The following is a 19,064-nucleotide window of genomic DNA, read 5'->3' on the forward strand; positions in this document are numbered from 1 at the left end:
TCCATATGGAAGGCCTTTTCTTTATCTATCAGTTGGTTGCTATCACTCAGCCAATTTATCAGGGCTTCTTTTGCTTGCCTACGCTCAGTCCTAGTTTGATGGAGAGGGCTGCCAGTAGCAGTAGCATCATGATCAGGGAGAAGAAGTTACTGCCGAGCTCAGGATATTGCACCTTGAGCAGCGCGGAGTGACCGAAGGCACCGATAAAGAAGCAGAGCAGGGTACAGATGGGGGTATTGCCCACCATGGGTTCATGGCGATAGTGCTGGAACAGCTGATAGGCCGCCAGCCAGAGGGCAATCAGCGGGAAGAAGGAGAAGGGCACCACCGAGTTGGTCAGCACGGCCAGAGAAGCATCGCCACAGATGCCAATCAGCATCGCCAGGGCGAGTGGTTTTTTGGGGAGCATCAGCTGTTCGGTCATGTCGTTCTCGATCCTGTGGTTATGGGTGAGGTTCACGGCGCTTCTGGTTTTGCACCTCGGCGCCCATGGCGATCATCCGTAGTTGGCGAATGGTGCGATCGGAGAGTGCCCGGCACTCTTCGCTGGTCATGTCGAGCGCATCGGCACCGGCACTGAATACGATGGTAACCATGGCTTCAGCCTGGATATAGGCGTCTTCCCGTGGTGCTTGGGTGGTTGCTTCCAAGTAATCGGTCAGCTCGGCGATGAAGTGCTGGATCTCGCGGGCCACCGCCTGACGAAAGGCGGCAGATGTGCCGGAGCGCTCCCGCAGCAGCAGCCGGAAGATGTTGGGGTTGTTCTCGACGAACTCCATAAAGGTCTGCACCGAGGTGCTGATGACACTGCCGCCACCGGCAATGCGCTGGCGCGCCTGTCGCATTAGCTGGCGCAGGGTCAGGCCCCCTTCATCCACCAGAGTCAGCCCCAGCTCTTCCATGTCACGAAAGTGGCGATAGAAGGAAGTGGGCGCAATGCCCGCTTCGCGAGCGACTTCCCGCAGACTGAGGTTGGAGAAACTCCGGTTGGCGCACAGTTGGCTGAATGCAGCATCGATCAATGTACGCCGTGTTTTTTCTTTTTGTTGAGCGCGAATACCCACGAAATCAGTCACCTTCAGCTTATTGAGGCCAAATGATAACCCGAAGGCGCCTCAGGGTCAGGTTTGTATCCTATTTTTTTACCATTGACCCTGATGAAGCCGCCATGGAAAATGGCTAACAGCTGTTCGCTGAAAGGATGCAAGAAGATGGCTAGACCCCCGATTATTCTCACCAACACCCTGTTGTTCTCCCTCTCTGGACTGGTCGCACTGGTTGCCGTGCCCTGGTATGGCATGACCCACGGTTACGATCTCTGGCAGTGGGTCACTTTCCTGCTGCTGTTCTGTTTGAGCGGGCTATCGATCACGGCGGGCTATCACCGCCTCTGGTCGCACAAGGCCTACAAGGCTCATCCGGCGTTGCAGTGGCTGTTTGCCATCGGCGGTGCACTGGCGTTGCAGAACTCGGCGCTGCACTGGTCGGCGGATCATCGCCGCCATCATCGCCATGTGGATGACAATGACAAGGACCCCTACAGTGCGGGGCGTGGCTTCTGGTACTCCCATATCGGCTGGATGCTGCGGGAGTATCAGGGGGAGCAATACGGTGATTACAGCAATGTGCGGGATTTGCAGAACAACCCTGTGGTCATGTTTCAACATCGCCACTATCTGGCGCTGGTGCTGGTGACCAATCTGGGTCTGCCGCTGCTGTTTGGCCTGATCCACGGGGATCTGCTCGGTATGCTGTTGCTGGCGGGTGTCTTGCGGATGGTAATGACGCACCACACCACCTTCTTCATCAACTCGCTGGCCCATATCTGGGGCAGTCAGCCCTATACGGATCGCAATACCGCCCGTGACAACGGCATCCTGGCTTTTTTCACCTTCGGCGAGGGGTATCACAACTTCCACCATCTGTTCGAGAACGATTACCGCAACGGTATCCAGTGGTGGCAGTTCGATCCGACCAAGTGGTTGATCCGGTTTGCCTCATGGTGCGGGCTGGCGCGAGATTTGCGTTCATCGCCGGAGGAACGCATCGAGCAGGCCAGGCTGGAGATGCAGCTCAAACGGGCACAGGCCAAGCTCATCAAGCAGGATGATCGCGAACTGTGGCAAGCGTTGCTGCAGGAGGAGTACGCCAAGCTGAGTCAGCAGTTGCAGCACTACTATGCCAGTCGCAAGCGGCTGCTTGAGCTACGCAAGCGCAAGGCGTTGGCTCGTTATGACCGGCTCAAGCTGCAACTGGAATATCGTGCTTTGCGAGATGGCTTCATTGCAGGTAAGCGTAATTGGAGTCGCTTGCTGGCGGGCATTGCCAGAGCCCCGGTCTGAACAAGTCGAAAAAAGAAGACCGCCAATCGGCGGTCTTCTTTTTGGTGGATCCTGCACGCCGGTTTGGCGCCAGAGTCTTGGTTTATTCGGGGTGATCCTGCTCTTGCAGCAGGCTCAGGGTTTGCTGCTCAAGTGGGCTCAGCCCCAGTTGCTCGCAGGCCTGTTCAAAGCTGATCCCCAGATGGCACATCATGATGTCGATTGCGGGCAGATAGTTTTTCATTGTTTCTTCCATGGTGATCCTCCAGACCCGACTCTTATGCCCTGAACCACTCTGGGCGGCAATTAGACTTTAGGCTTAGTCTGCCCATTTGCTAAGCACCCCTGCCACTGGGGGAGGGAATTTGTTACCCTGCACCATGATAAAAACGGTTGCCGTATGACTGCGAGCAACAGGTGAGGAGCAGGGCATGTTATTGAGTTTCTTGATCATCGCTTCAGGTTGGTGGCACATCCGTGCTGCCTACGGTTCAGACAGCCGCCAGTTCTATATCAGCAAGCCGCTGACCATGCTGCTTATCATCGCGTTGGCGTTCGGCTACCAGAGTTATGACCACGATGGTTCTCACGCCTGGATCCTGCTCGGTCTCTGTCTCTCGCTGGCGGGGGATGTGTTGCTGATGCTACCCACTGATCGCTTCATTCAGGGCTTGGCGGCATTTCTTGTCGCGCACCTCTGCTACATCGTCGGGTTTGCCCAAGGGCCGCTGGTGCTCAATCTAGTGGATGGTTTGCTGCTGTTGCTGATCGCCGGCATGGTATTTGGCCTGCTGTGGGGCAAGCTGGGGGAGATGCGGATCCCGGTCTTCTGCTACATGCTGGTGATCATCGGTATGGCCTGGGTGGCCGCCGGTGCCTGGCATGCTTCGCTCACCGCCGGCTCTGCCGCCGCTCTGGTGGGAGCGCTGATGTTCCTCTTCTCCGACAGCATGCTGGCGCTCGATCGCTTCCGTCGTCCCTTTCCTCATGCCAGAGCCTGGGTCATGAGTAGCTACTTTGCCGCTCAGTTCCTGATTGCGGGGTCGCTGGCGGGATAAGCGCACGACTGTGGATAAAGAAAAACGGGCGCTTGCCCGTTTTTTCATTTATGCCTGTTACGCCTCCAGCGGTTCGGCATCCGCTGCCCGCGGAGCGGGGGATTTGAGCAATAGCATCAGGCCGCTGGCGATCAGCAGGAAGATCCCCATGATGTAGAACACCTGGTTGTAGGCCATGATGGCCGCTTCCCGGCTGATGGTGTTGGCGAGCATGGCTCGCGCTTGCTGTTCAGCCAGCTCGGGGCCAGAGCCCTGCGCCACCATGCTTTGAGCCAGTTGCTGCAGGTAGTTTTGCCCTTCGATGCTGCTGGCAGCCAGGGTACTGCTGATCTGCAACACATGGGTGCGGGTGTCGTTGTCGAGCAGGGTCGCGATAATGGCGATACCGAATGCACCACCCAGGTTGCGCAGCACGTTGAGCAGGGTCGAGGAGGAGGGGATCTCGTCGTGGCTCAGACTGGCGGTGGCGACCAGGGAGAGCGGCACCATGATGAAGGGCTGCCCCAGCGCGCGCACGATGAGCGACTGGATCAGCTGCGGCCCGGCGTAGTCAGCACTCATGTTGACGTTCATAAAGCAGCTGACGGCGAAGATGAGAAAGCCGAAGCTCACCAGATAGCGCGGGTCGACCTTGTGGGTCAGCCTGGGCACCAGCGGCAGTACCAGCAGTTGCGGCAGCCCCATCCACATCAATACCTCGCCGATTTCCAGCGCGTTGTAGTTGTGGATCTGGGTCATGTAGAGCGGCAGCACATAGATAGAGCCCATCAGCGCCATCCCGAGGATCAGATAGGCGAAGCAAGCCAGCGCAAAGCGCGGATTGTGCAGCAGCCGCAGGTTGACCAGCGGGTGACGGCGGATCAGCTGACTGATGACGAAGAAGACCAGCGCCACCACCGAGATGACGGTCAGTCGCACGATAAAGGACGAGCCGAACCAGTCCTCCCGATTGCCCTCCTCCAGCACCACTTCCAGCAAGCCGAGGCCGAGTGCCATGGTGGTGATACCGATCAGATCGACTCGCTTGATCACCTCCCAGTCCACAGCCTTCTTGTCCAGTCCGTGCGCCAGCATGGCCATGACCAGCAGTCCCGGCGGGACGTTGAGATAGAAGATGTAGTGCCACGATATCTGCTCGGTGAGCCAGCCACCGAGGGTTGGGCCGATGGCGGGGGCGAAGGTGGCGCAGAGGCCAAACAGAGCCATGCCCGTTGCCCGTTTCTGCAGTGGCAGCAGGGTGACGATGAGGGAGAAGGCCATCGGGATCAGCGCACCGCCGGTGAAGCCTTGCAGCGCCCGGAAGACGATCATGCTGGTGAGGTTCCAGCTGAACGAGCAGAGCACGGAAGAGACGATAAAGGCGCCAGTGGTCCACAGCAGGTAACGGCGCACGCTCAGTCCCCGGCTCAGCCAGCCGCTCAGGGGGATGGCGATCATCTCTGCCACCAGATAGGAGGTGGAGATCCAGGAGCTTTCGCTCAGAGTGGCCGATAGCGCCCCCTGAATATCCTTCAGGGAGGCATTGGTGATCTGGATATCGAGGATGGCCATGAAGGCGCCGATAAGCCCCCCTATGACCGCGATCCAGTTACGACGTGGAATGGGTTCCATCAGTTGGTCGCAACCACGGGATCAGGGGTGCGGGTGTCCACGATCACTTCGGTAGAGAGACCCGGCAGCAGCTTGCCTGCCAGGGGGCCCGGCTCGGGGATGCGGATCTTGACCGGCACTCGCTGGACGATTTTGGTGAAGTTGCCGGTGGCATTCTCCGGTGGCAGCAGGGCGAACTTGGCGCCAGTTGCCGGGGCCAGGCTGTCGATGATCCCCTCGACCGGTTGATCCGGATAGGCGTCCAGCACCACTTCGACCTTCTGCCCCGGTTGCATATGGGCGAGCTGGGTCTCCTTGAAGTTGGCTTCGACCCACACCTGTTGCAGCGGCACCAGACTGGCGACCTGCATGCCGGACTGCACGTAGAGCCCTTCTCGCAGGCTGCGTTTGCCGATGATGCCATCGGCCGGTGCGCGTAGTTCGGTATAACCTAGCTCCAGCTTGGCCTGCTCCAGCTGAGCTTCACTCAGGGCCAGTTTGGCCTGATTCTGCTTGGCTTCGGCATCGAGTACCAGCAACCGTTCCCGGGCGGCCTGCAGAGCGGCCTTGGCCTCCTGCTCCTGTGCCACATTGACCTGCAGACCGGCGCGCACCTCGTCAAGGCTATCTTGCGAGCTGTAGTGACGTTGGTTGAGCTGACTGATCCGCTCTACCTGCTGTCTGGCTCGCTGCTGTTCGGCGTTGGCAGAGGCGACTTTGGCCTCTGCTTGCTGGATCAGACTCAGCTGCTGGATGCGAGTGGCCGCCAGATTCTCGGCATTGGCCTGATTGAGATGCAGGTCGGCCTCAGCCTCGGCCACTTTGGTTTTGTATTCACGGTCATCGAGCCGGGCGATGAGCTGGCCCGCTTTGACGGACTGGTTGTCGGTCACCAGCACTTCGCTGATATAGCCGGGTAGCTTGGAGCTGATCCCGGTCACCTCGCTCTGGAGATAGGCGTTGTCGGTGCTCTCGAAATAGCGTCCGTGGAGATACCAGTAGGCGGAAAAGAGCAGCGCGAGCAGGGCCAGGATCATGGCAGCCAGGAGAGGGATTTTCTTGTGTTGACTCATTTTGGGGGATTCCTGAACGTAAGAGGCGCAGGCTAACACTGCTCGACTGTTTCGATTAGTATTGGTTCACGAGATATACCGTTTCACTGGTGCAACAATGGACCTAAATGCTGCGTTAATTCTGGTACGAATTGTCGATAAAGGCTCGTTTACTGGTGCCGCTCAGGAGCTGGGCATGACCAAGGCGATGGTCAGTCGCCGGATTGCCGAGCTGGAACAGCGGCTCGGGGTGCGGCTGCTCTATCGCTCCACCCGTCAGCTCACCCTGACCGAGGAGGGGGAGAAGTACTACCGGCACTGCAGCAAGGCGGTGGAGGCCTTGACTGAAGCCGAGCTGATGTTGAGCGCCAGCCAGCAGGAGGTCACCGGCACCCTCAAGATGGCCGTTCCCATCGAGACGGGTCAGTTGGTGGTCGGACGCCTGGTCGCCAGGTTTTTGCAAGCCTATCCCGGCTTGCAGGTGGAGCTGGAGCTGACCAACCGGGTGGTTGATCCCATCAGCGAAGGGCTGGATGCGGTGGTGCGGATCGGCGATATGAGCGATTCCAATCTGGCCGCGCGCCGGCTCTGGAGCACCGGACGGCTGCTCTGTGCCAGTCCGGCCTATCTGGCGCGCAGCCCGGTTATCAAGCGGCCGGAGGATCTGGCCCACCATGAGCGGGTGACGGTGAGCAGCGGCTTTCTCGCTTCCCACTGGTGCTTTGAGCTGGATGGTAAAGAGGTGCTGGTTGACCCTCCCTCCCGTTTTCGGGTCAATAATATTACCTGTGCCCGGGAGGCGGCGAAGGCGGGTCTCGGACTTGCCTCGATTCCGGCCATGCTCTGTCAGGAGGAGCTGGCCAGCGGTGAGCTGGTCGCAGTGCTGCCAGAGTGGCAGCAACCCAAGGTGTCGATCTATCTGCTGTTTCCGGAGCGACAACTGATGCCGCGCAAACTGCGGGTATTTATCGATTTCATAGTGGAGAACGGGGCCGAGTTCGGCATCGACAAGCTGCTGTAAGGGGGAGTTATGGATAACTGGATCAATCTCTATCGTGCTTCCCACTCGTTAGAGGCCCATGCCTTGAAAGGGGCGCTGGAGGCGGAAGGAGTGGCAGTGCGGCTCAATGGTGAGGGGTTGTCCGGCGCCCTTGGCGAGCTGCCCGTCGACATGTTGCAGGTCACTTTGATGGTGCGGGCCGAAGATCGCAGCAAGGCCGGGCGGGTCATCGAGCGTTACCAGCAGCGCCAGGGCAACGGCTGGCTCTGTGGCCAGTGCGGGGAGGAGAACGGCGCCAACTTCGAGGTGTGCTGGCGCTGTCATCACGATCCCCACGACAGCTGACCTCCGCTAGCGTGGCGGAAATTCGATATCTTCCCCGGCGCTGGCATCGTGATAGGTCGCCAGATCCAGCTCGTTCTCACTGCGGGCGATCAGCACCGACACCAGAATATCCCCCGAAACGTTGACCGTGGTGCGCGCCATATCGAGGATACGGTCGATCCCCGCAATCAGCGCCACGCCTTCCAGCGGCAAACCCACCGCGGTCAGGGTCAGCGTCAGCAGCATCAGCCCGGTGCCCGGGGTGCCCGCCGTACCGATACTGGCCAGCGTCGCAATACTGATGATGGTCAGATAATCCACCAGATGAAGATCCACGCCAAACGCCTGTGCCACGAACAGGGCGGTGACGCCCTGATAGAGGGCGGTGCCATCCATGTTGATGGTGGCGCCGATAGGCAGCACCTTGGCGGTGATGGCGGGAGAGACGCCCAGCCGATTCTCGGCGCAGGCCAGACTGATGGGCAGGGTGCTGCTGCTGGAGCTGCTGGTGAAGGCCACCGCCTGGGCATCGACGATGCTCTTGAAGTAGTGGATCGGGTTGAGCCGTGCCAGCAGAAGTAACAGGGCGCTGTAGACGCCGAGCACATGGAGCAGACAACCGAGGTAGACAGCACCGATCACCTTGAGCAGGGGAAGCAGCAACTCAAGACCGTATTTGCTGGTCATCCATGCCATCAGGGCACAGACGCCATACGGGGCCAGCGCCATCACCATTTGGGTCAGCTTGAACATCCCTTCTGCCAGTGAGGTAAAGAAGAGGATGGCGGGACGGCCACGGCGACCGCTGGCATTGAGGGCCACTGCCAGTGCAACGGCAAAGACAATCACCTGCAGGATCTTGCCATCTACCATCGCTTGTACCGGGTTGCTCGGTACCAGATGGCTCAATACGCTGGCCAGGGTGGGTTGGGTCATCACGCCGATACGCTCGTAAGGACCCATGTTGGCGCCCATACCGGGCTCCAATAGCCAGCCCATCAACAGGCCAATGCAGATGGCGATGGCGGTCGAGCAGAAATAGAGACAGATCGCTTTGCTGCCGATGCGATCCAGTCCCTTGCCCTTGAGCAGGGAGGTGAGACCGGCGATGACCGAGCAGAAGATGAGGGGCACCATCAGCATCTGGATGGTATTGACGAACAACAGGCCAAGAGGCTTGAGCAGTTGGGCCTGCTGTTCAAACGCGATGCCAAGGCCAACACCTGTCAGCATGCCGAGCAGGGTCTTGAGCCAGAGCGGGCGACGGGTCCAGATCTGCCAGGGCTTGAAAGCCTCTCCATGGAACAGCATGACGCCAATATCCTTATAGATTGTCTGCGATGGTCAAAAAGGGGCGTTAGTGTAGCGATCCCCGTGAGGGGTTGCCACATTATCGACAAAGCGGCGGCGGTGACCACTCTCTCGCTCAGGTAATGCGCAATTTATTGGCCTATATCAAGATCCCTCGGAACAGGGCAGGATTTAATGGGTATTAAATATGTTCATTATTGAGGTGAGAGATGTCGCAATCGGTACATGGTCATGAAGTGATGGAGATGATGCTGGAACAGGATGGTCAATTCACCCGTGCCAGCCTCAAGCAGGCGATGGCGGAGCGGTTCGGTGCCGAGGCCCGTTTTCATACCTGCAGCGCCAGCGAGATGGATGCCGAAGCGCTGATCGACTTCCTGGCCGCTCGCGGCAAGTTCATCGATTCGGCGGAGGGTTTCCAGACCCGTGCCGACAAGATCTGCAACCACGGTTGACCCCTTGCGAGCGCATCATGGCGCTCGCTCAACTCTTCGCCCTTTGCTATATTTCGCCCCTTCTATTTTTTCTCTTCAAGGCGTAACCAGGGCGTTGTATGGATACTTTTTCTGCCGCAGTCATGCTGTTTCTGATCATGGATCCGCTGGGCAACCTGCCGGTCTTCCTCTCTATCCTGCGTCATATCGATCCCAAGCGGCGGCGCAAAGTGATGGTTCGCGAACTGCTCTTCTCGCTGGCGATCATGATGCTGTTCCTGTTCGTCGGTCAGCAGATCCTCGGTTTCCTCAATCTGCGGCAGGAGGCGGTCAGCATCGCTGGCGGCATCATTCTGTTCCTGATCGCCATCAAGATGATCTTCCCGAGTGAGGGTGGGGTGACCGGGCTGGCTGCCGGTGAAGAGCCCTTCCTGGTGCCGATGGCGATCCCGATGATTGCCGGTCCCTCTATCCTGGCTTCCTTGATGTTGCTGGCCAATCAGGAGCCCACCCGGATGGTGGACTGGTCGCTGGCGCTCTTTATGGCCTGGGCCGCCAGTGCGGTGATCCTGATGTTCTACGAGGTATTCAACAAGTTGCTGGGTGAGCGGGGACTCACTGCGGTGGAGCGGCTGATGGGGATGCTGCTGGTGATGATCTCGGTGCAGATGCTACTGGATGGGGTTCATCACTACTTGGCGGTGACCGGTCAGAGTTGACCTGCATGCTGGAATTGATGTCGCGGGGCTGTCTGACAGCCCCGTTTTTTGTTTGTAACGCGCTGGTTTTGTGGTCAGGTACGCTCAGTGATGGAGGGTTCCAGCTTGCTCATGATGAGGGTAAGCAGGGTCTCCCGGAGCCAGCGGTGGCCCGGATCTTCGTTGTGGCGCTGATGCCAGATCAACAGATGGGATATGTTGTCCAGCGCGATGGGCAGCGGCAGTTGCAACAGTGGATAGACCTGAGTGGCATGGCGGGCATAGAGCTGGGGGAGGGTCACTATCATGTCGGAGTGCATCCCCATCCGTAGTGCTGCCTCGAAAGAGGGGACATTTGCCTCGATGCGCCGGTAGAGATCCTGCTCTGCCAGTTTGTGATCCAGCATCCAGCGATCGCGCCCCTCACAGTAGGTCTGGACGTGGGGATAGCTGAGGTAGTGATCGAGGTCCCAGCATGGCGCTCGCAACGCTGGGTGCTGTTGCTGCACCAGACAGGTGAGGCCGTCGATGGTGAGCAGCCGCTGACAGATGCTGCTTGGCAGCGTGTCGAGCCGGTAATCGGAGCTGATGCAGTTCTCCCGTACCGTGAATGCGATGTCTACTTGCCCCTGGCTCATTTCGGTCAGGCTGTTCTCGGTCCACTCTTCATAACGCAAGCGGATCCGTGGTGCCTGCCGTTTCAGCTCGTTCAGATAGAGCGGGGCAAACAGCGTGAAGGCACTGTCCATGCTGGAGATGACAAACTCTCGCTCCGAGCTGGAGGGGTCGAACACGGGCGGCCGGATCAGGTTGTCCAGCGATAGCAGAATGGGTTGCAGCTGTTGTTGCAGTGTCAATGCACGGTCGGTTGGCTCCAGCCCATAGGCTGAGCGGATAAAGAGGGGATCGTCAAAGGTTTCCCGCAGACGGCCAAGCGCCTTGCTGACGGCAGATTGACTCAGATGGAGGCGGCGAGCCGCTTTACTGCCGTTGCGCTCCTCCAGCAGCACCTGCAGGATAATCAGCAGGTTGAGGTCGATGCGGCCCAGTTGATCCAGTAGCATGATATGAATCCTTTTCACTTCTAAGATGAATTTATACCATTTGTTTTCATATCTTGGCGATCTTATCCTCGTTTGGTCTCGGGTTCGCATGAACCACTGGTACAGGATGTAGCGGTTGAGGGGACACGTAGCACAATTCATATGGCGACCTTCGGGTCGCCCTATTTTTTGGCTCTGATTTATTTGCTCGCTTGCGCCCACCTTGATTTTGCCCAACAATTCCAGCGCTCTATTTTGATACAATTAATAGATATCTCTGTGTGAGGGAGTGTCTCTATGGGACTCGGTGGAATTCATATCTGGCACATGTTGATCTTGTTGCTGGTGGTCGTGCTGGTGTTTGGTAGCAAGCGTCTGGCCAGCGCGGGTGAGGATTTGGGAACTGCCATCAAAGATTTTCGCAAGGCTATGCGCGACGACGCAAATCATCCGAAGTAAGTAGGAGTAGAAGTATGTCTGTAGACGAGAAAGTTGAACTGAACGAAACCTGTGACAGCTGTGGCTGTTTTGCCGAGATCGGCACCATCATCGGCGAAGGCGACGATGTGATGGATCTGGTTATTGAAGCCGCCGCCGAGGCTGATGCCCGCGCCAAGCTGGCAGCCTATGAAGCGCTGGCCAAGCAGGTGACTGCTGAAGTCCAGATCAGCAGCGAGCTGACCCAGGGCGCCAATGGCGTGATCCTGAAAGCCCGTCTGCAATTCACCTGCACTGCCGAAAAACTGATTTTCGAAATGCGGGCCCGCTCTATCTGAGTTGTCTGATAACACGGCGGGGTTTCCTGCCGTGTTGACCCTTCTGTTGTGGGTCGCCGTTCTATAGTTTCTCTATTCCTCTGGCGGTTATGTCCGGCGTGAGCCGGTCAACAGAAGGCGTAAACATGATGACGCAGCGATGGATCTCTGCCGTAAATCCTACCTTCTATCGCGATGCCTCTGGCTGGCAAGCCGCTGGTGTTGTACTGCCGCAGTTGATTGCATCATGATGCGGCAATGGATCTGGGCTCTGTTGGCCCTCTGTTCTCTCCCCCTGCTGGCGGCCGATCTCAAGCCACAGCGTCTGCCCCAACCCGGGGATCTCGATAGCATTCTGCAAAAGCGTGAACTTAGGGCGCTGGTGGTCTATGAGCGTGGTTTCTATTTTCTCGACAAGGGAGGGCAGTACGGCATTCTGGTCAATCAGTTGCAAGGTTTTGAGCGCTGGTTGAACAAGACGTACCTCGCCAAAGAGAAGGTCAAGCTCAAGGTGGTCTACATTCCGGTGCGTCAGGACAAGCTGCTCGATTATCTGGCCGAGGGGCGCGGTGATCTGGTGGCGGCGACCATGACGGTGACGCCGACCCGGCGCGAGCAGGTTGCCTTCTCTCGACCGCTCATCTCCTCCATTGAGGAGTGGGTAGTCAGCCAAAATACATTGCCCGGATTTAATCGTATTACCCAGCTCTCTGGCAGGCGGGTTTGGGTGCGGGCCAGCTCCAGTTACTACGAGAGTCTGCGTCAGCTCAACTGGCTGTTTCGCGAGCTGGGATTGCCCCCTGTCTATATCGAGACAGTGCCGGAATATCTGCAGGATGGTGATCTGCTGGAGATGGTTGCGGCTGGCATCATTCCGCTCACGGTGACCGACAGCTACAAGGGGCGGATCTGGTTGGGGGGGATGATCTCCGGTCTCAAGGCGCACAAGCTGGTACCGCTGCGCAGCAGTGGCACCAGCGCCTGGGCGCTGCGCAAGAACAGTCCCGACCTGCTCAAGGCCGTCAATGGTTACCTGGCGAGCGCCAGCCGTAACAGCCTCTATAGCGACATGACTCTGCGGCGGCTACTGGTCCACAGCGATCAGATGAGCAATATTCTGGCGCCGGATCCCATGGGACGACTGGCGACGATCCGCAAGGTGCTTGAACAGTATGCCAACCAATATGACCTCGACTGGTTGATGCTGGCTGCGCTGGGATACAAAGAGTCAGGGCTCAATCCTCAGGTTCGTTCACACAAGGGCGCGGTGGGTATCATGCAGCTGTTGCCCAGCACGGGGCGGGAAGTCGGGATCAATGGCACCAGGTTGAATACGTTGGAGGGCAATGTGGAGGCGGCCTGCCGTTACATGCGATTGATCCTCGATACCTACTTCAATGATCCCCGGCTGGATCGGCTCAATCGTCACCTGTTTGCCCTTGCGGCTTACAACGCTGGGCCAAATCGGGTACAGGCAATGCGGGACAAGGCGGAAAAACTGGGGCTGGATCCCAACGTCTGGTTCGGCAACGTGGATCAGCTGGTAGCCAACGAGGTAGGGCAGGGGCCGATCACCTATGTCGGTACTATCTACAAGTACTATGTGGGTTATCGCTTTAGCCTGCCCCAGATCGAAGGCAAGGCTGCCGCTATCGAAGCGGCTCGGCCCTGAGCCGGTTGACCGGCAGGGTCGCCTGCACGGTTGGCAGCTGCCAGCCACCGTCTCTGTGTTGCAAAAACCAGTGGCCGGGTCCGGTGGCAGGGATGAGATCCGGTTGGCTGAGCTGGCCCAGATAGCGCATCATCGGGGTATCATGCAGTTCCATCAGCAACTCCTTGCGAGATATGTAAAGAGATCCGCCAGCGTTATGACATCTGGCCATGACAGCAGGATGACACCATGATCTCCGGATCCTTTGCCTTGATCGATGATCCCCTGCAGGCCCTCACGGTACGCTGCCACTGGATCCGCAACGCCCGCGAGCGGATCCAGGCGCAGTACTACAGCTGGGAGGAGGACAGCAGCGGCAAGCTGCTGCTGAGCGAGCTGCTCCACGCCGCCCGGCGTGGCGTCAAGGTACAACTGCTGGTGGATGATCTCTACGCCGGTGACAACCGCTTTCTGGAGATGGTGGCTCACTATCCGGGGATAGAGGTGCGGCTATTCAACCCCTTCTGGCTGCGGGGCTGGCGCCCGCTGGCACTGTTGTTGGAGGGGTTGCTCAGCTTTCGCCGCATCAACCACCGGATGCACAACAAGCTGCTGCTGGTGGATGGCAAGCTGGCGCTGATCGGCGGGCGCAACATCGGCGATCGATACTTCGGGCTGGATCTGCAGGCCCCCTTCGTGGATCTCGATCTCGCCTGTCAGGGGGGGCTGTGCCAGCAGATGGCACAGGGGTTCGAGCAGTTCTGGCACAGCCGCTGGAGCCACCCCATCCGCCATCTGCTGCGCCGAGCCCTGTTGCCTGCAGAAATTCAGGTCGTTAACGATTTCCTGCTCACCATGACGGAGCCCGCGGTCGCGGCCGTCTATGATCTGCCTCCAGCCCTGTTTGAACGAGCCGAGTTGCCGCTGCAGTGGCATGAGGGGCGGGCCGAGGTATGGTTTGACCGTCCCGGCAAGGGGCTTATCTCCCGCCCCACCACCGCCCGTCAGTTGTGGCGCCAGCTGGCTGATAATCCCGGCTCGCTGGGGTTGGTGACCCCTTACCTTATTCTTACTCGCGGTTTCCGGCACCGCCTGGCGCGGCTGCGCCAGCAGGGAGTTGCCATCGACATCCTGACCAATTCGCTGGCCAGTACCGATGTGCCACTGGTCTATGGCGCCTACCAACGCTATCTCGGCTGGTTGCTGCGCCAAGGGATCCAGGTAGCTGAATTTGGTGATGGTCACGGCAGCCTGCATGCCAAGTTGATCCTGCTGGGAGATGCGCGAGCGCTGTTTGGCAGTCTCAACCTCGATCCCCGCTCCCTCTTTCTCAATACCGAGCTGATGTTGCATCTGCACTGCCCGCAGATCTGCAAGGAGTTGAGGCAGTGGCTTGCTCGCTGGCAGGCACAGGCCAACCCCCATCCTGTTAAACCGGAAGGGTGGTCACGGCGATTGATCGCCAGGTTGAGCGACTGGTTGCCGCTGCACCGCTGGTTGTAAGGTGGCCGTTTTTTGTGCGAGATCTCGCAAAGCCTTGTGGGTTATTGCAGATGACTATTGCGAGTGAATAGCTATTTTAGATGCTATATGTATGTTTTATAAGTATTTAGTGGTGATGATAAGGCTGTTTTTTGTACTCCCATGGCTATGGGATTGGCATAAAAGCATTTTTTATTTTGTTTTTCTGCGTAATATTTCATCTGCAAGGACAAACACGGCGGTGAGTCTGCCGTGTGGACTAGGGTTGTTACGGGTTGCTGGCCATTTGCATCGCTGCAATTGGCACTCACTTCAGATGGGTCGCGAACTATCGGAAAGCGAGACAGAGACCCGGCGTAGCCGGACTCCAATATGGAACATGCTATTTGCGAGGGGGTGACATGGAAATGTCACCCCACTTTTTTGTCGTTTATCCCCTGCTCTGACCAATAAAAAGAGGGCCGCCATGGCGGCCCTCGGTCTTATCGACTCGGCGGATTAAGCCGCCTTGATGCTGCGGCGACGCTGCAGCCAGACGATGACGCCAAACAGCAGGAAGCCCGGGATCCATATCCACTCCTTGCGCCAGCGGTCGGTCGGCGCCTTGACGGCAATGAGCTGCTGATCGAACTCCAGCCCCATGGCGGCGGCCGGGCTGCCAAACGCGACGCTGTCGATCAGCGTCTTGCCATCCTGCTCATAGAGACTCACTCCCAGATTGGCCAGCCGCTCCTCGCCGTCAGCCCCATCCGGTACGGCGACCAGCAGGGTGAACTGACGGGGTTTGCCTACCGCATCTTCCCCCTGTACCCGTAGCCGCAGAGTGCTCTCCGCCTCTACCTCGCCCATGGTTTTCGCCAACTCGGCGGGTGGGGTGGTGCGATAGGGATCATGCAGCCTGTCCATCCAGAAACCGGGGCGGAACAGAGTGAAAGCGACCAGCAATAGCAGCACGCTCTCGTACCAGCGGCTCTTCACCAGAAAATGGCCCTGGGTGGCGGCGGCAAAGATCAGCATGGCAATGGTCGCCACGATGAAGATCAGCACCCCGTGGGCAAAGTCGACATCGATCAGCAGCAGGTCGGTGTTGAAGATGAAGAGAAACGGCAGTGCCGCAGTACGCAGGCTGTAGTAGAAGGCGGTGATCCCGGTCTTGATGGGATCGCCCTTGGAGACAGCCGCTGCCGCGAAGGAAGCCAGTCCTACCGGCGGCGTCACATCGGCCATTATGCCGAAGTAGAAGACGAACAGGTGCACTGCGATGAGCGGCACGATCAGCCCGTTCTGCTGTCCCAGCGTCACCACCACCGGCGCCAGCAGGCTGGAGACCACTATGTAGTTGGCGGTGGTGGGCAGTCCCATGCCGAGGATCAGGCTTAGCAGGGCGGTCAGCAGCAGCATCAGCAGCAGATTGCCCATGGAGAGCATCTCCACCAGATCCGCCAGCACCAGCCCGACCCCGGTCTGGGACACCGCGCCGACTATGATGCCCGCCGTGGCGGTCGCGATACCGATGCCGATCATGTTGCGGGCACCGGCCACCAGTCCCTCCCGCAGATCGACCATGCCGTCGTTGAAGGTGCCGTAGTCGTGCTTGCCGTCGCGGCGCAGCCAGTTGAGCAGCGGTCGCTGGGTCAGCAGGATAATCACCAGCATCACGGTGCCCCAGAAGGCCGACAGCCCCGGCGAGAGACGTTCCACCATCAGACACCACACCAGCACTACGACCGGCAGTAAGAAGTGGAGGCCGGAGAGCAGCACGGCACGGGTATTGGGCAGCTCGGTGAGCGGCTTGTCCGGATCTTCTGCCGCCAGCGGCTCATTGCTGGCCGCAATCTTCAGCAGACCCAGATAGACGCCTGCCAACAGCAGGCTGATGCCGGGCAGAGCATAGTCGCCCAGTGCGGGCTTGAGCCAACCGAGGCCATAGTAGACCGCCAGTGACAGCCCGCTGATGAGGGCGGCACCGAAAGCAAAGCCGGTCAGACGATGGAGCCATGGCTTGGGCTGGTGGTTGCCGATGGGCTGCATGCCCAGTTTCAGCGCCTCCAGATGGACGATATAGAGCAGCGCGATATAGGAGATGGCAGCCGGCAGAAAGGCGTGCTTGATGATCTCCACATAGGGAATGCCGACATATTCCACCATCAGGAAGGCGGCGGCCCCCATGACCGGCGGCATGATCTGGCCGTTGACCGAGGAGGCCACTTCGACTGCTCCTGCCTTCTCTTTCGAGAAGCCAACCCGCTTCATCATGGGAATGGTGAAGGTACCTGTGGTCACCACGTTGGCAATCGACGAACCGGAAATCAGACCGGTCAGGCCGGAGGCGACGACTGCCGCCTTGGCCGGGCCGCCGCGCAGGTGGCCAAGCAGGCTGAAGGCGAGCTGGATAAAGTAGTGGCCAGCACCGGCCCGCTCCAGCAGGGCGCCGAACAGCACGAACAGGAACACGAAGCTGGTGGAGACGCCGAGGGCGATGCCGAACACCCCTTCGGTGGTGATCCACTGGTGGTTGGCCAGCGCGGTGAAGCTCACCCCGCGGTGAGCCAACAGCCCCGGCATCCAGGGGCCCGCCAGACTGTAGCCGAGGAAGACGATGGCGATGACCGCCAGCGCGGGCCCCAACGCACGACGTGCCGCTTCCAGCAGCAGCGGGAGGCCGATGCAGGCGGTCACCAGATCTGCTGTGGTGAGATTGCCCGGTCGCTGGGCCAGCGCCTCGTACATTACGAACAGGTAGGATGCGGCGCCAGCAGCGATCAGGGCGAGGGCCAGATCGCCAACGGGGATCCGGTCTCGTGGTGACGAGCGAAATGCCGGAAACACCATAAAGGCCAGCAGCAGGGCAAAGGTGAGGTGAATGGAACGGGTTTCGGTGTCATTGAGGACGCCAAAGCCCAGCATGAAGGGGAGCGGCGAGGCGATCCAGAGCTGAAATAGTGACCAGGCCAGTGCCAGGGCGGTAATGAGCCCGCCCATCGCCCCTGGTGGCAAGCGAGCGCCCACGTCCTGGGCGATCAGCTCCTCGGTAGAGAGTTCTTTATCTTGCATAGGGTTAATTTGTGCCAACGAGTACAACAAGAGCGACACCCGCCCCCGCAATCAGGCGCGGAAAACGGGTGTCGAAGAGAGTGACCGGGGCCCGTAGGCCTGCAATCAGAGCCAGCCACGCTCTTTGTAGTAGCGGGCAGCGCCTTCATGCAGTGGCGCGGAGAGCCCTACCTTGATCATGTCGGCCTCTTTCAGCTCGGCAAAAGCAGGATGCAGACGCTTGAAGCGATCCAGATTGTCGAACACCGACTTGACCAGCTGATAGACCACTTCGGGGTCGGTCTTGGCGCTGGTGGAGAGCACCGCCTTGCCACCGATAGACGGGGTCGGCTGGTCGCTGCCCTTGTAGATACCGCCCGGGATTTCAGCCTTGCTGTAGTAGCTCTTCTCGGCCAGCAGCTTGTCGATGTCGGCACCGGTTACCGGTACCAGTACCGCGTCGGTGGTGGTGGAGGCTTCCTGGATGGCGCCGTTCGGGTGACCGACGAAGTAGCTCATGGCGTCGATGTTGTTGTCGCCGAGGGCGGAGGCCTGCTCGGCCGGTTTCAGCTCGGAGACCAGACCGAAGTCACTCTTCTTCCAACCCTTGACCGCCATGATCTCTTCGAACGTGTCGCGCTGGCCGGAGCCCGGGTTGCCGATATTGACCCGCTTGCCCTTCAGATCGTCGAAGCTGGCGATCTTGGCGTCGCGGCGAGCCAAAATGGTGAACACTTCGCTCTGCAGGGAGAAGACTGCGCGGATATCATCCATGGCTCCTTCGGCCTGGAAGGGGGGCAGCCCTTTCATCGCCTTGAACTGGTGATCAGATTGCATGATGCCGAAGTTGAATTCGCCGCTGCGGATACCGTTGACGTTGGCCACGCCGCCACCACTGGCCGGGGCATTGCATTTGATCTGGTGTTCAGCAGCGCCGCGATTGAGGAAGCGGCAGATCGACTGGCCCGCCACGTAGTAGACACCGGTCTGACCGCCGGTGCCGATGGTCACGAAGCGCTCCTGCGCCTGTACCGGACCACCAAACGAGACGCCGACCAGCGCGGCCGACAGGGCGCATGCCAAGGATAATCCTTTCATCTATTCCATCCTTTTCATTGATTTATCTCACCCGTTCCACGGGTGAATGTGCGATCAAGTCCCGTTCTGCGCCGGGCTTGCCGATAGAGCCTCATACGAGGAAAGGTTGGGCTGTTACCCCCTCCCAAAAAAGCCACCATCATCCTGCGGTGAGATAACTGGCGTCCTGCCAGTAGAAGATAATTTGGCCCCTGAGGGGCCAAATAAAAAAGCA

The 19,064-nt window shown here is 59.0% G+C and carries 20 protein-coding genes; 10 read left to right on the forward strand and 10 right to left on the reverse strand.

The window, feature by feature from the left end:
• Positions 1-58: 58 nt before the first annotated feature.
• Positions 59-424: a YijD family membrane protein gene (locus ACE1BR_RS17175; RefSeq protein ID WP_374872683.1), complete on the reverse strand. Its 366-nt coding sequence runs from the start codon at positions 422-424 to the stop codon at positions 59-61.
• A gap of 19 nt (positions 425-443) precedes the next feature.
• A complete protein-coding gene (gene fabR, locus ACE1BR_RS17180) occupies positions 444-1,064 on the reverse strand; it encodes an HTH-type transcriptional repressor FabR (protein ID WP_101345983.1) in 621 nt (206 codons plus the stop codon).
• A gap of 147 nt (positions 1,065-1,211) precedes the next feature.
• Between fabR and ACE1BR_RS17185 the strand changes: the two genes are divergently transcribed.
• Positions 1,212-2,342: a fatty acid desaturase gene (locus ACE1BR_RS17185; RefSeq protein ID WP_374872379.1), complete on the forward strand. Its 1,131-nt coding sequence runs from the start codon at positions 1,212-1,214 to the stop codon at positions 2,340-2,342.
• Positions 2,343-2,424: 82 nt separating this feature from the next.
• Here ACE1BR_RS17185 and ACE1BR_RS17190 read toward each other — a convergent pair whose 3' ends face one another.
• Positions 2,425-2,577 (reverse strand): hypothetical protein, encoded by a 153-nt coding sequence (locus ACE1BR_RS17190; RefSeq protein ID WP_374872381.1) that lies wholly within the window; start codon positions 2,575-2,577, stop codon positions 2,425-2,427.
• 175 nt (positions 2,578-2,752) lie between these two features.
• Here ACE1BR_RS17190 and ACE1BR_RS17195 point away from each other — a divergent pair, with 175 nt between their 5' ends.
• The gene (locus ACE1BR_RS17195; protein WP_374872383.1) at positions 2,753-3,379 is read left to right on the forward strand and encodes a lysoplasmalogenase; all 627 of its coding nucleotides are present in this window, start codon (positions 2,753-2,755) and stop codon (positions 3,377-3,379) included.
• A 57-nt stretch (positions 3,380-3,436) separates the two neighbouring features.
• Here ACE1BR_RS17195 and ACE1BR_RS17200 read toward each other — a convergent pair whose 3' ends face one another.
• Both ACE1BR_RS17200 and ACE1BR_RS17205 read right to left on the reverse strand, forming a co-directional pair.
• On the reverse strand, positions 3,437-4,990 hold the full coding sequence (locus ACE1BR_RS17200) for a DHA2 family efflux MFS transporter permease subunit (protein WP_374872385.1): 1,554 nt from the start codon (positions 4,988-4,990) through the stop codon (positions 3,437-3,439).
• Positions 4,990-6,042, reverse strand: a complete 1,053-nt coding sequence (locus ACE1BR_RS17205; RefSeq protein WP_374872387.1) for an HlyD family secretion protein — start codon at positions 6,040-6,042, stop codon at positions 4,990-4,992. The genes ACE1BR_RS17200 and ACE1BR_RS17205 overlap by 1 nt, the downstream gene beginning before the upstream one ends.
• Before the next feature lie 97 nt (positions 6,043-6,139).
• On the opposite strand from ACE1BR_RS17205, the gene ACE1BR_RS17210 reads away from it, so the two are divergent.
• Both ACE1BR_RS17210 and ACE1BR_RS17215 read left to right on the forward strand, forming a co-directional pair.
• Entirely contained in the window at positions 6,140-7,042 is a 903-nt protein-coding gene (locus tag ACE1BR_RS17210; RefSeq protein ID WP_374872389.1) for a LysR substrate-binding domain-containing protein, read from the forward strand.
• A 9-nt stretch (positions 7,043-7,051) separates the two neighbouring features.
• Complete coding sequence (locus ACE1BR_RS17215) at positions 7,052-7,366, forward strand: DUF2007 domain-containing protein (protein ID WP_374872391.1); 315 nt, start codon at positions 7,052-7,054, stop codon at positions 7,364-7,366.
• A gap of 6 nt (positions 7,367-7,372) precedes the next feature.
• Here the strand turns inward: ACE1BR_RS17215 and ACE1BR_RS17220 are convergent, their stop codons facing one another.
• The gene (locus ACE1BR_RS17220; protein WP_374872393.1) at positions 7,373-8,656 is read right to left on the reverse strand and encodes a dicarboxylate/amino acid:cation symporter; all 1,284 of its coding nucleotides are present in this window, start codon (positions 8,654-8,656) and stop codon (positions 7,373-7,375) included.
• Between the two features lie 209 nt (positions 8,657-8,865).
• On the opposite strand from ACE1BR_RS17220, the gene ACE1BR_RS17225 reads away from it, so the two are divergent.
• Entirely contained in the window at positions 8,866-9,111 is a 246-nt protein-coding gene (locus ACE1BR_RS17225) for a YecH family metal-binding protein (RefSeq protein ID WP_374872395.1), read from the forward strand.
• 98 nt (positions 9,112-9,209) lie between these two features.
• On the forward strand, positions 9,210-9,809 hold the full coding sequence (locus ACE1BR_RS17230) for a YhgN family NAAT transporter (RefSeq protein WP_374872397.1): 600 nt from the start codon (positions 9,210-9,212) through the stop codon (positions 9,807-9,809).
• A 74-nt stretch (positions 9,810-9,883) separates the two neighbouring features.
• On the opposite strand, the gene ACE1BR_RS17235 is transcribed toward ACE1BR_RS17230, so the two are convergent.
• Positions 9,884-10,852: a LysR family transcriptional regulator gene (locus ACE1BR_RS17235; RefSeq protein WP_374872399.1), complete on the reverse strand. Its 969-nt coding sequence runs from the start codon at positions 10,850-10,852 to the stop codon at positions 9,884-9,886.
• 276 nt (positions 10,853-11,128) lie between these two features.
• Between ACE1BR_RS17235 and tatA the strand changes: the two genes are divergently transcribed.
• The 3 genes from tatA (at position 11,129) to ACE1BR_RS17250 (ending at position 13,258) form a co-directional block, all read left to right on the forward strand.
• Positions 11,129-11,290 (forward strand): twin-arginine translocase TatA/TatE family subunit, encoded by a 162-nt coding sequence (tatA, locus tag ACE1BR_RS17240; RefSeq protein WP_005339944.1) that lies wholly within the window; start codon positions 11,129-11,131, stop codon positions 11,288-11,290.
• A 14-nt stretch (positions 11,291-11,304) separates the two neighbouring features.
• Positions 11,305-11,607, forward strand: coding sequence for a YfcZ/YiiS family protein (locus ACE1BR_RS17245; protein ID WP_374872401.1), 303 nt, complete (start codon positions 11,305-11,307; stop codon positions 11,605-11,607).
• Positions 11,608-11,836: 229 nt separating this feature from the next.
• Positions 11,837-13,258, forward strand: coding sequence for a transglycosylase SLT domain-containing protein (locus ACE1BR_RS17250; protein ID WP_374872685.1), 1,422 nt, complete (start codon positions 11,837-11,839; stop codon positions 13,256-13,258).
• Here ACE1BR_RS17250 and ACE1BR_RS17255 read toward each other — a convergent pair.
• Positions 13,236-13,412: a hypothetical protein gene (locus ACE1BR_RS17255; RefSeq protein WP_374872403.1), complete on the reverse strand. Its 177-nt coding sequence runs from the start codon at positions 13,410-13,412 to the stop codon at positions 13,236-13,238. The genes ACE1BR_RS17250 and ACE1BR_RS17255 overlap by 23 nt on opposite strands.
• Positions 13,413-13,486: 74 nt before the next feature.
• Here ACE1BR_RS17255 and ACE1BR_RS17260 point away from each other — a divergent pair, with 74 nt between their 5' ends.
• On the forward strand, positions 13,487-14,740 hold the full coding sequence (locus tag ACE1BR_RS17260; protein ID WP_374872405.1) for a phosphatidylserine/phosphatidylglycerophosphate/cardiolipin synthase family protein: 1,254 nt from the start codon (positions 13,487-13,489) through the stop codon (positions 14,738-14,740).
• Between the two features lie 477 nt (positions 14,741-15,217).
• Here ACE1BR_RS17260 and ACE1BR_RS17265 read toward each other — a convergent pair whose 3' ends face one another.
• The gene (locus ACE1BR_RS17265; protein WP_374872407.1) at positions 15,218-17,773 is read right to left on the reverse strand and encodes a TRAP transporter permease; all 2,556 of its coding nucleotides are present in this window, start codon (positions 17,771-17,773) and stop codon (positions 15,218-15,220) included.
• A 105-nt stretch (positions 17,774-17,878) separates the two neighbouring features.
• Positions 17,879-18,850: a TAXI family TRAP transporter solute-binding subunit gene (locus ACE1BR_RS17270; RefSeq protein ID WP_374872409.1), complete on the reverse strand. Its 972-nt coding sequence runs from the start codon at positions 18,848-18,850 to the stop codon at positions 17,879-17,881.
• Between the last annotated feature and the right edge of the window lie 214 nt (positions 18,851-19,064).

Origin of the sequence: Aeromonas sp. MdU4, from assembly GCF_041929505.1 — a bacterium.
GTDB lineage: Bacteria > Pseudomonadota > Gammaproteobacteria > Enterobacterales > Aeromonadaceae > Aeromonas.

Excerpts from the sequence above, each read along its gene's own strand:
- ACE1BR_RS17175 (WP_374872683.1), bottom strand. The coding sequence starts at position 424 with ATGACCGAACAGCTGATGCTCCCCAAAAAACCACTCGCCCTGGCGATG.
- ACE1BR_RS17185 (WP_374872379.1), top strand. The coding sequence starts at position 1,212 with ATGGCTAGACCCCCGATTATTCTCACCAACACCCTGTTGTTCTCCCTC.
- ACE1BR_RS17190 (WP_374872381.1), bottom strand. The coding sequence starts at position 2,577 with ATGGAAGAAACAATGAAAAACTATCTGCCCGCAATCGACATCATGATG.
- ACE1BR_RS17195 (WP_374872383.1), top strand. The coding sequence starts at position 2,753 with ATGTTATTGAGTTTCTTGATCATCGCTTCAGGTTGGTGGCACATCCGT.
- ACE1BR_RS17200 (WP_374872385.1), bottom strand. The coding sequence starts at position 4,990 with ATGGAACCCATTCCACGTCGTAACTGGATCGCGGTCATAGGGGGGCTT.
- ACE1BR_RS17205 (WP_374872387.1), bottom strand. The coding sequence starts at position 6,042 with ATGAGTCAACACAAGAAAATCCCTCTCCTGGCTGCCATGATCCTGGCC.
- ACE1BR_RS17210 (WP_374872389.1), top strand. The coding sequence starts at position 6,140 with ATGGACCTAAATGCTGCGTTAATTCTGGTACGAATTGTCGATAAAGGC.
- ACE1BR_RS17215 (WP_374872391.1), top strand. The coding sequence starts at position 7,052 with ATGGATAACTGGATCAATCTCTATCGTGCTTCCCACTCGTTAGAGGCC.
- ACE1BR_RS17220 (WP_374872393.1), bottom strand. The coding sequence starts at position 8,656 with ATGCTGTTCCATGGAGAGGCTTTCAAGCCCTGGCAGATCTGGACCCGT.
- ACE1BR_RS17225 (WP_374872395.1), top strand. The coding sequence starts at position 8,866 with ATGTCGCAATCGGTACATGGTCATGAAGTGATGGAGATGATGCTGGAA.
- ACE1BR_RS17230 (WP_374872397.1), top strand. The coding sequence starts at position 9,210 with ATGGATACTTTTTCTGCCGCAGTCATGCTGTTTCTGATCATGGATCCG.
- ACE1BR_RS17235 (WP_374872399.1), bottom strand. The coding sequence starts at position 10,852 with ATGCTACTGGATCAACTGGGCCGCATCGACCTCAACCTGCTGATTATC.
- tatA (WP_005339944.1), top strand. The coding sequence starts at position 11,129 with ATGGGACTCGGTGGAATTCATATCTGGCACATGTTGATCTTGTTGCTG.
- ACE1BR_RS17245 (WP_374872401.1), top strand. The coding sequence starts at position 11,305 with ATGTCTGTAGACGAGAAAGTTGAACTGAACGAAACCTGTGACAGCTGT.
- ACE1BR_RS17250 (WP_374872685.1), top strand. The coding sequence starts at position 11,837 with ATGCGGCAATGGATCTGGGCTCTGTTGGCCCTCTGTTCTCTCCCCCTG.
- ACE1BR_RS17255 (WP_374872403.1), bottom strand. The coding sequence starts at position 13,412 with ATGGAACTGCATGATACCCCGATGATGCGCTATCTGGGCCAGCTCAGC.
- ACE1BR_RS17260 (WP_374872405.1), top strand. The coding sequence starts at position 13,487 with ATGATCTCCGGATCCTTTGCCTTGATCGATGATCCCCTGCAGGCCCTC.
- ACE1BR_RS17265 (WP_374872407.1), bottom strand. The coding sequence starts at position 17,773 with ATGCAAGATAAAGAACTCTCTACCGAGGAGCTGATCGCCCAGGACGTG.
- ACE1BR_RS17270 (WP_374872409.1), bottom strand. The coding sequence starts at position 18,850 with ATGAAAGGATTATCCTTGGCATGCGCCCTGTCGGCCGCGCTGGTCGGC.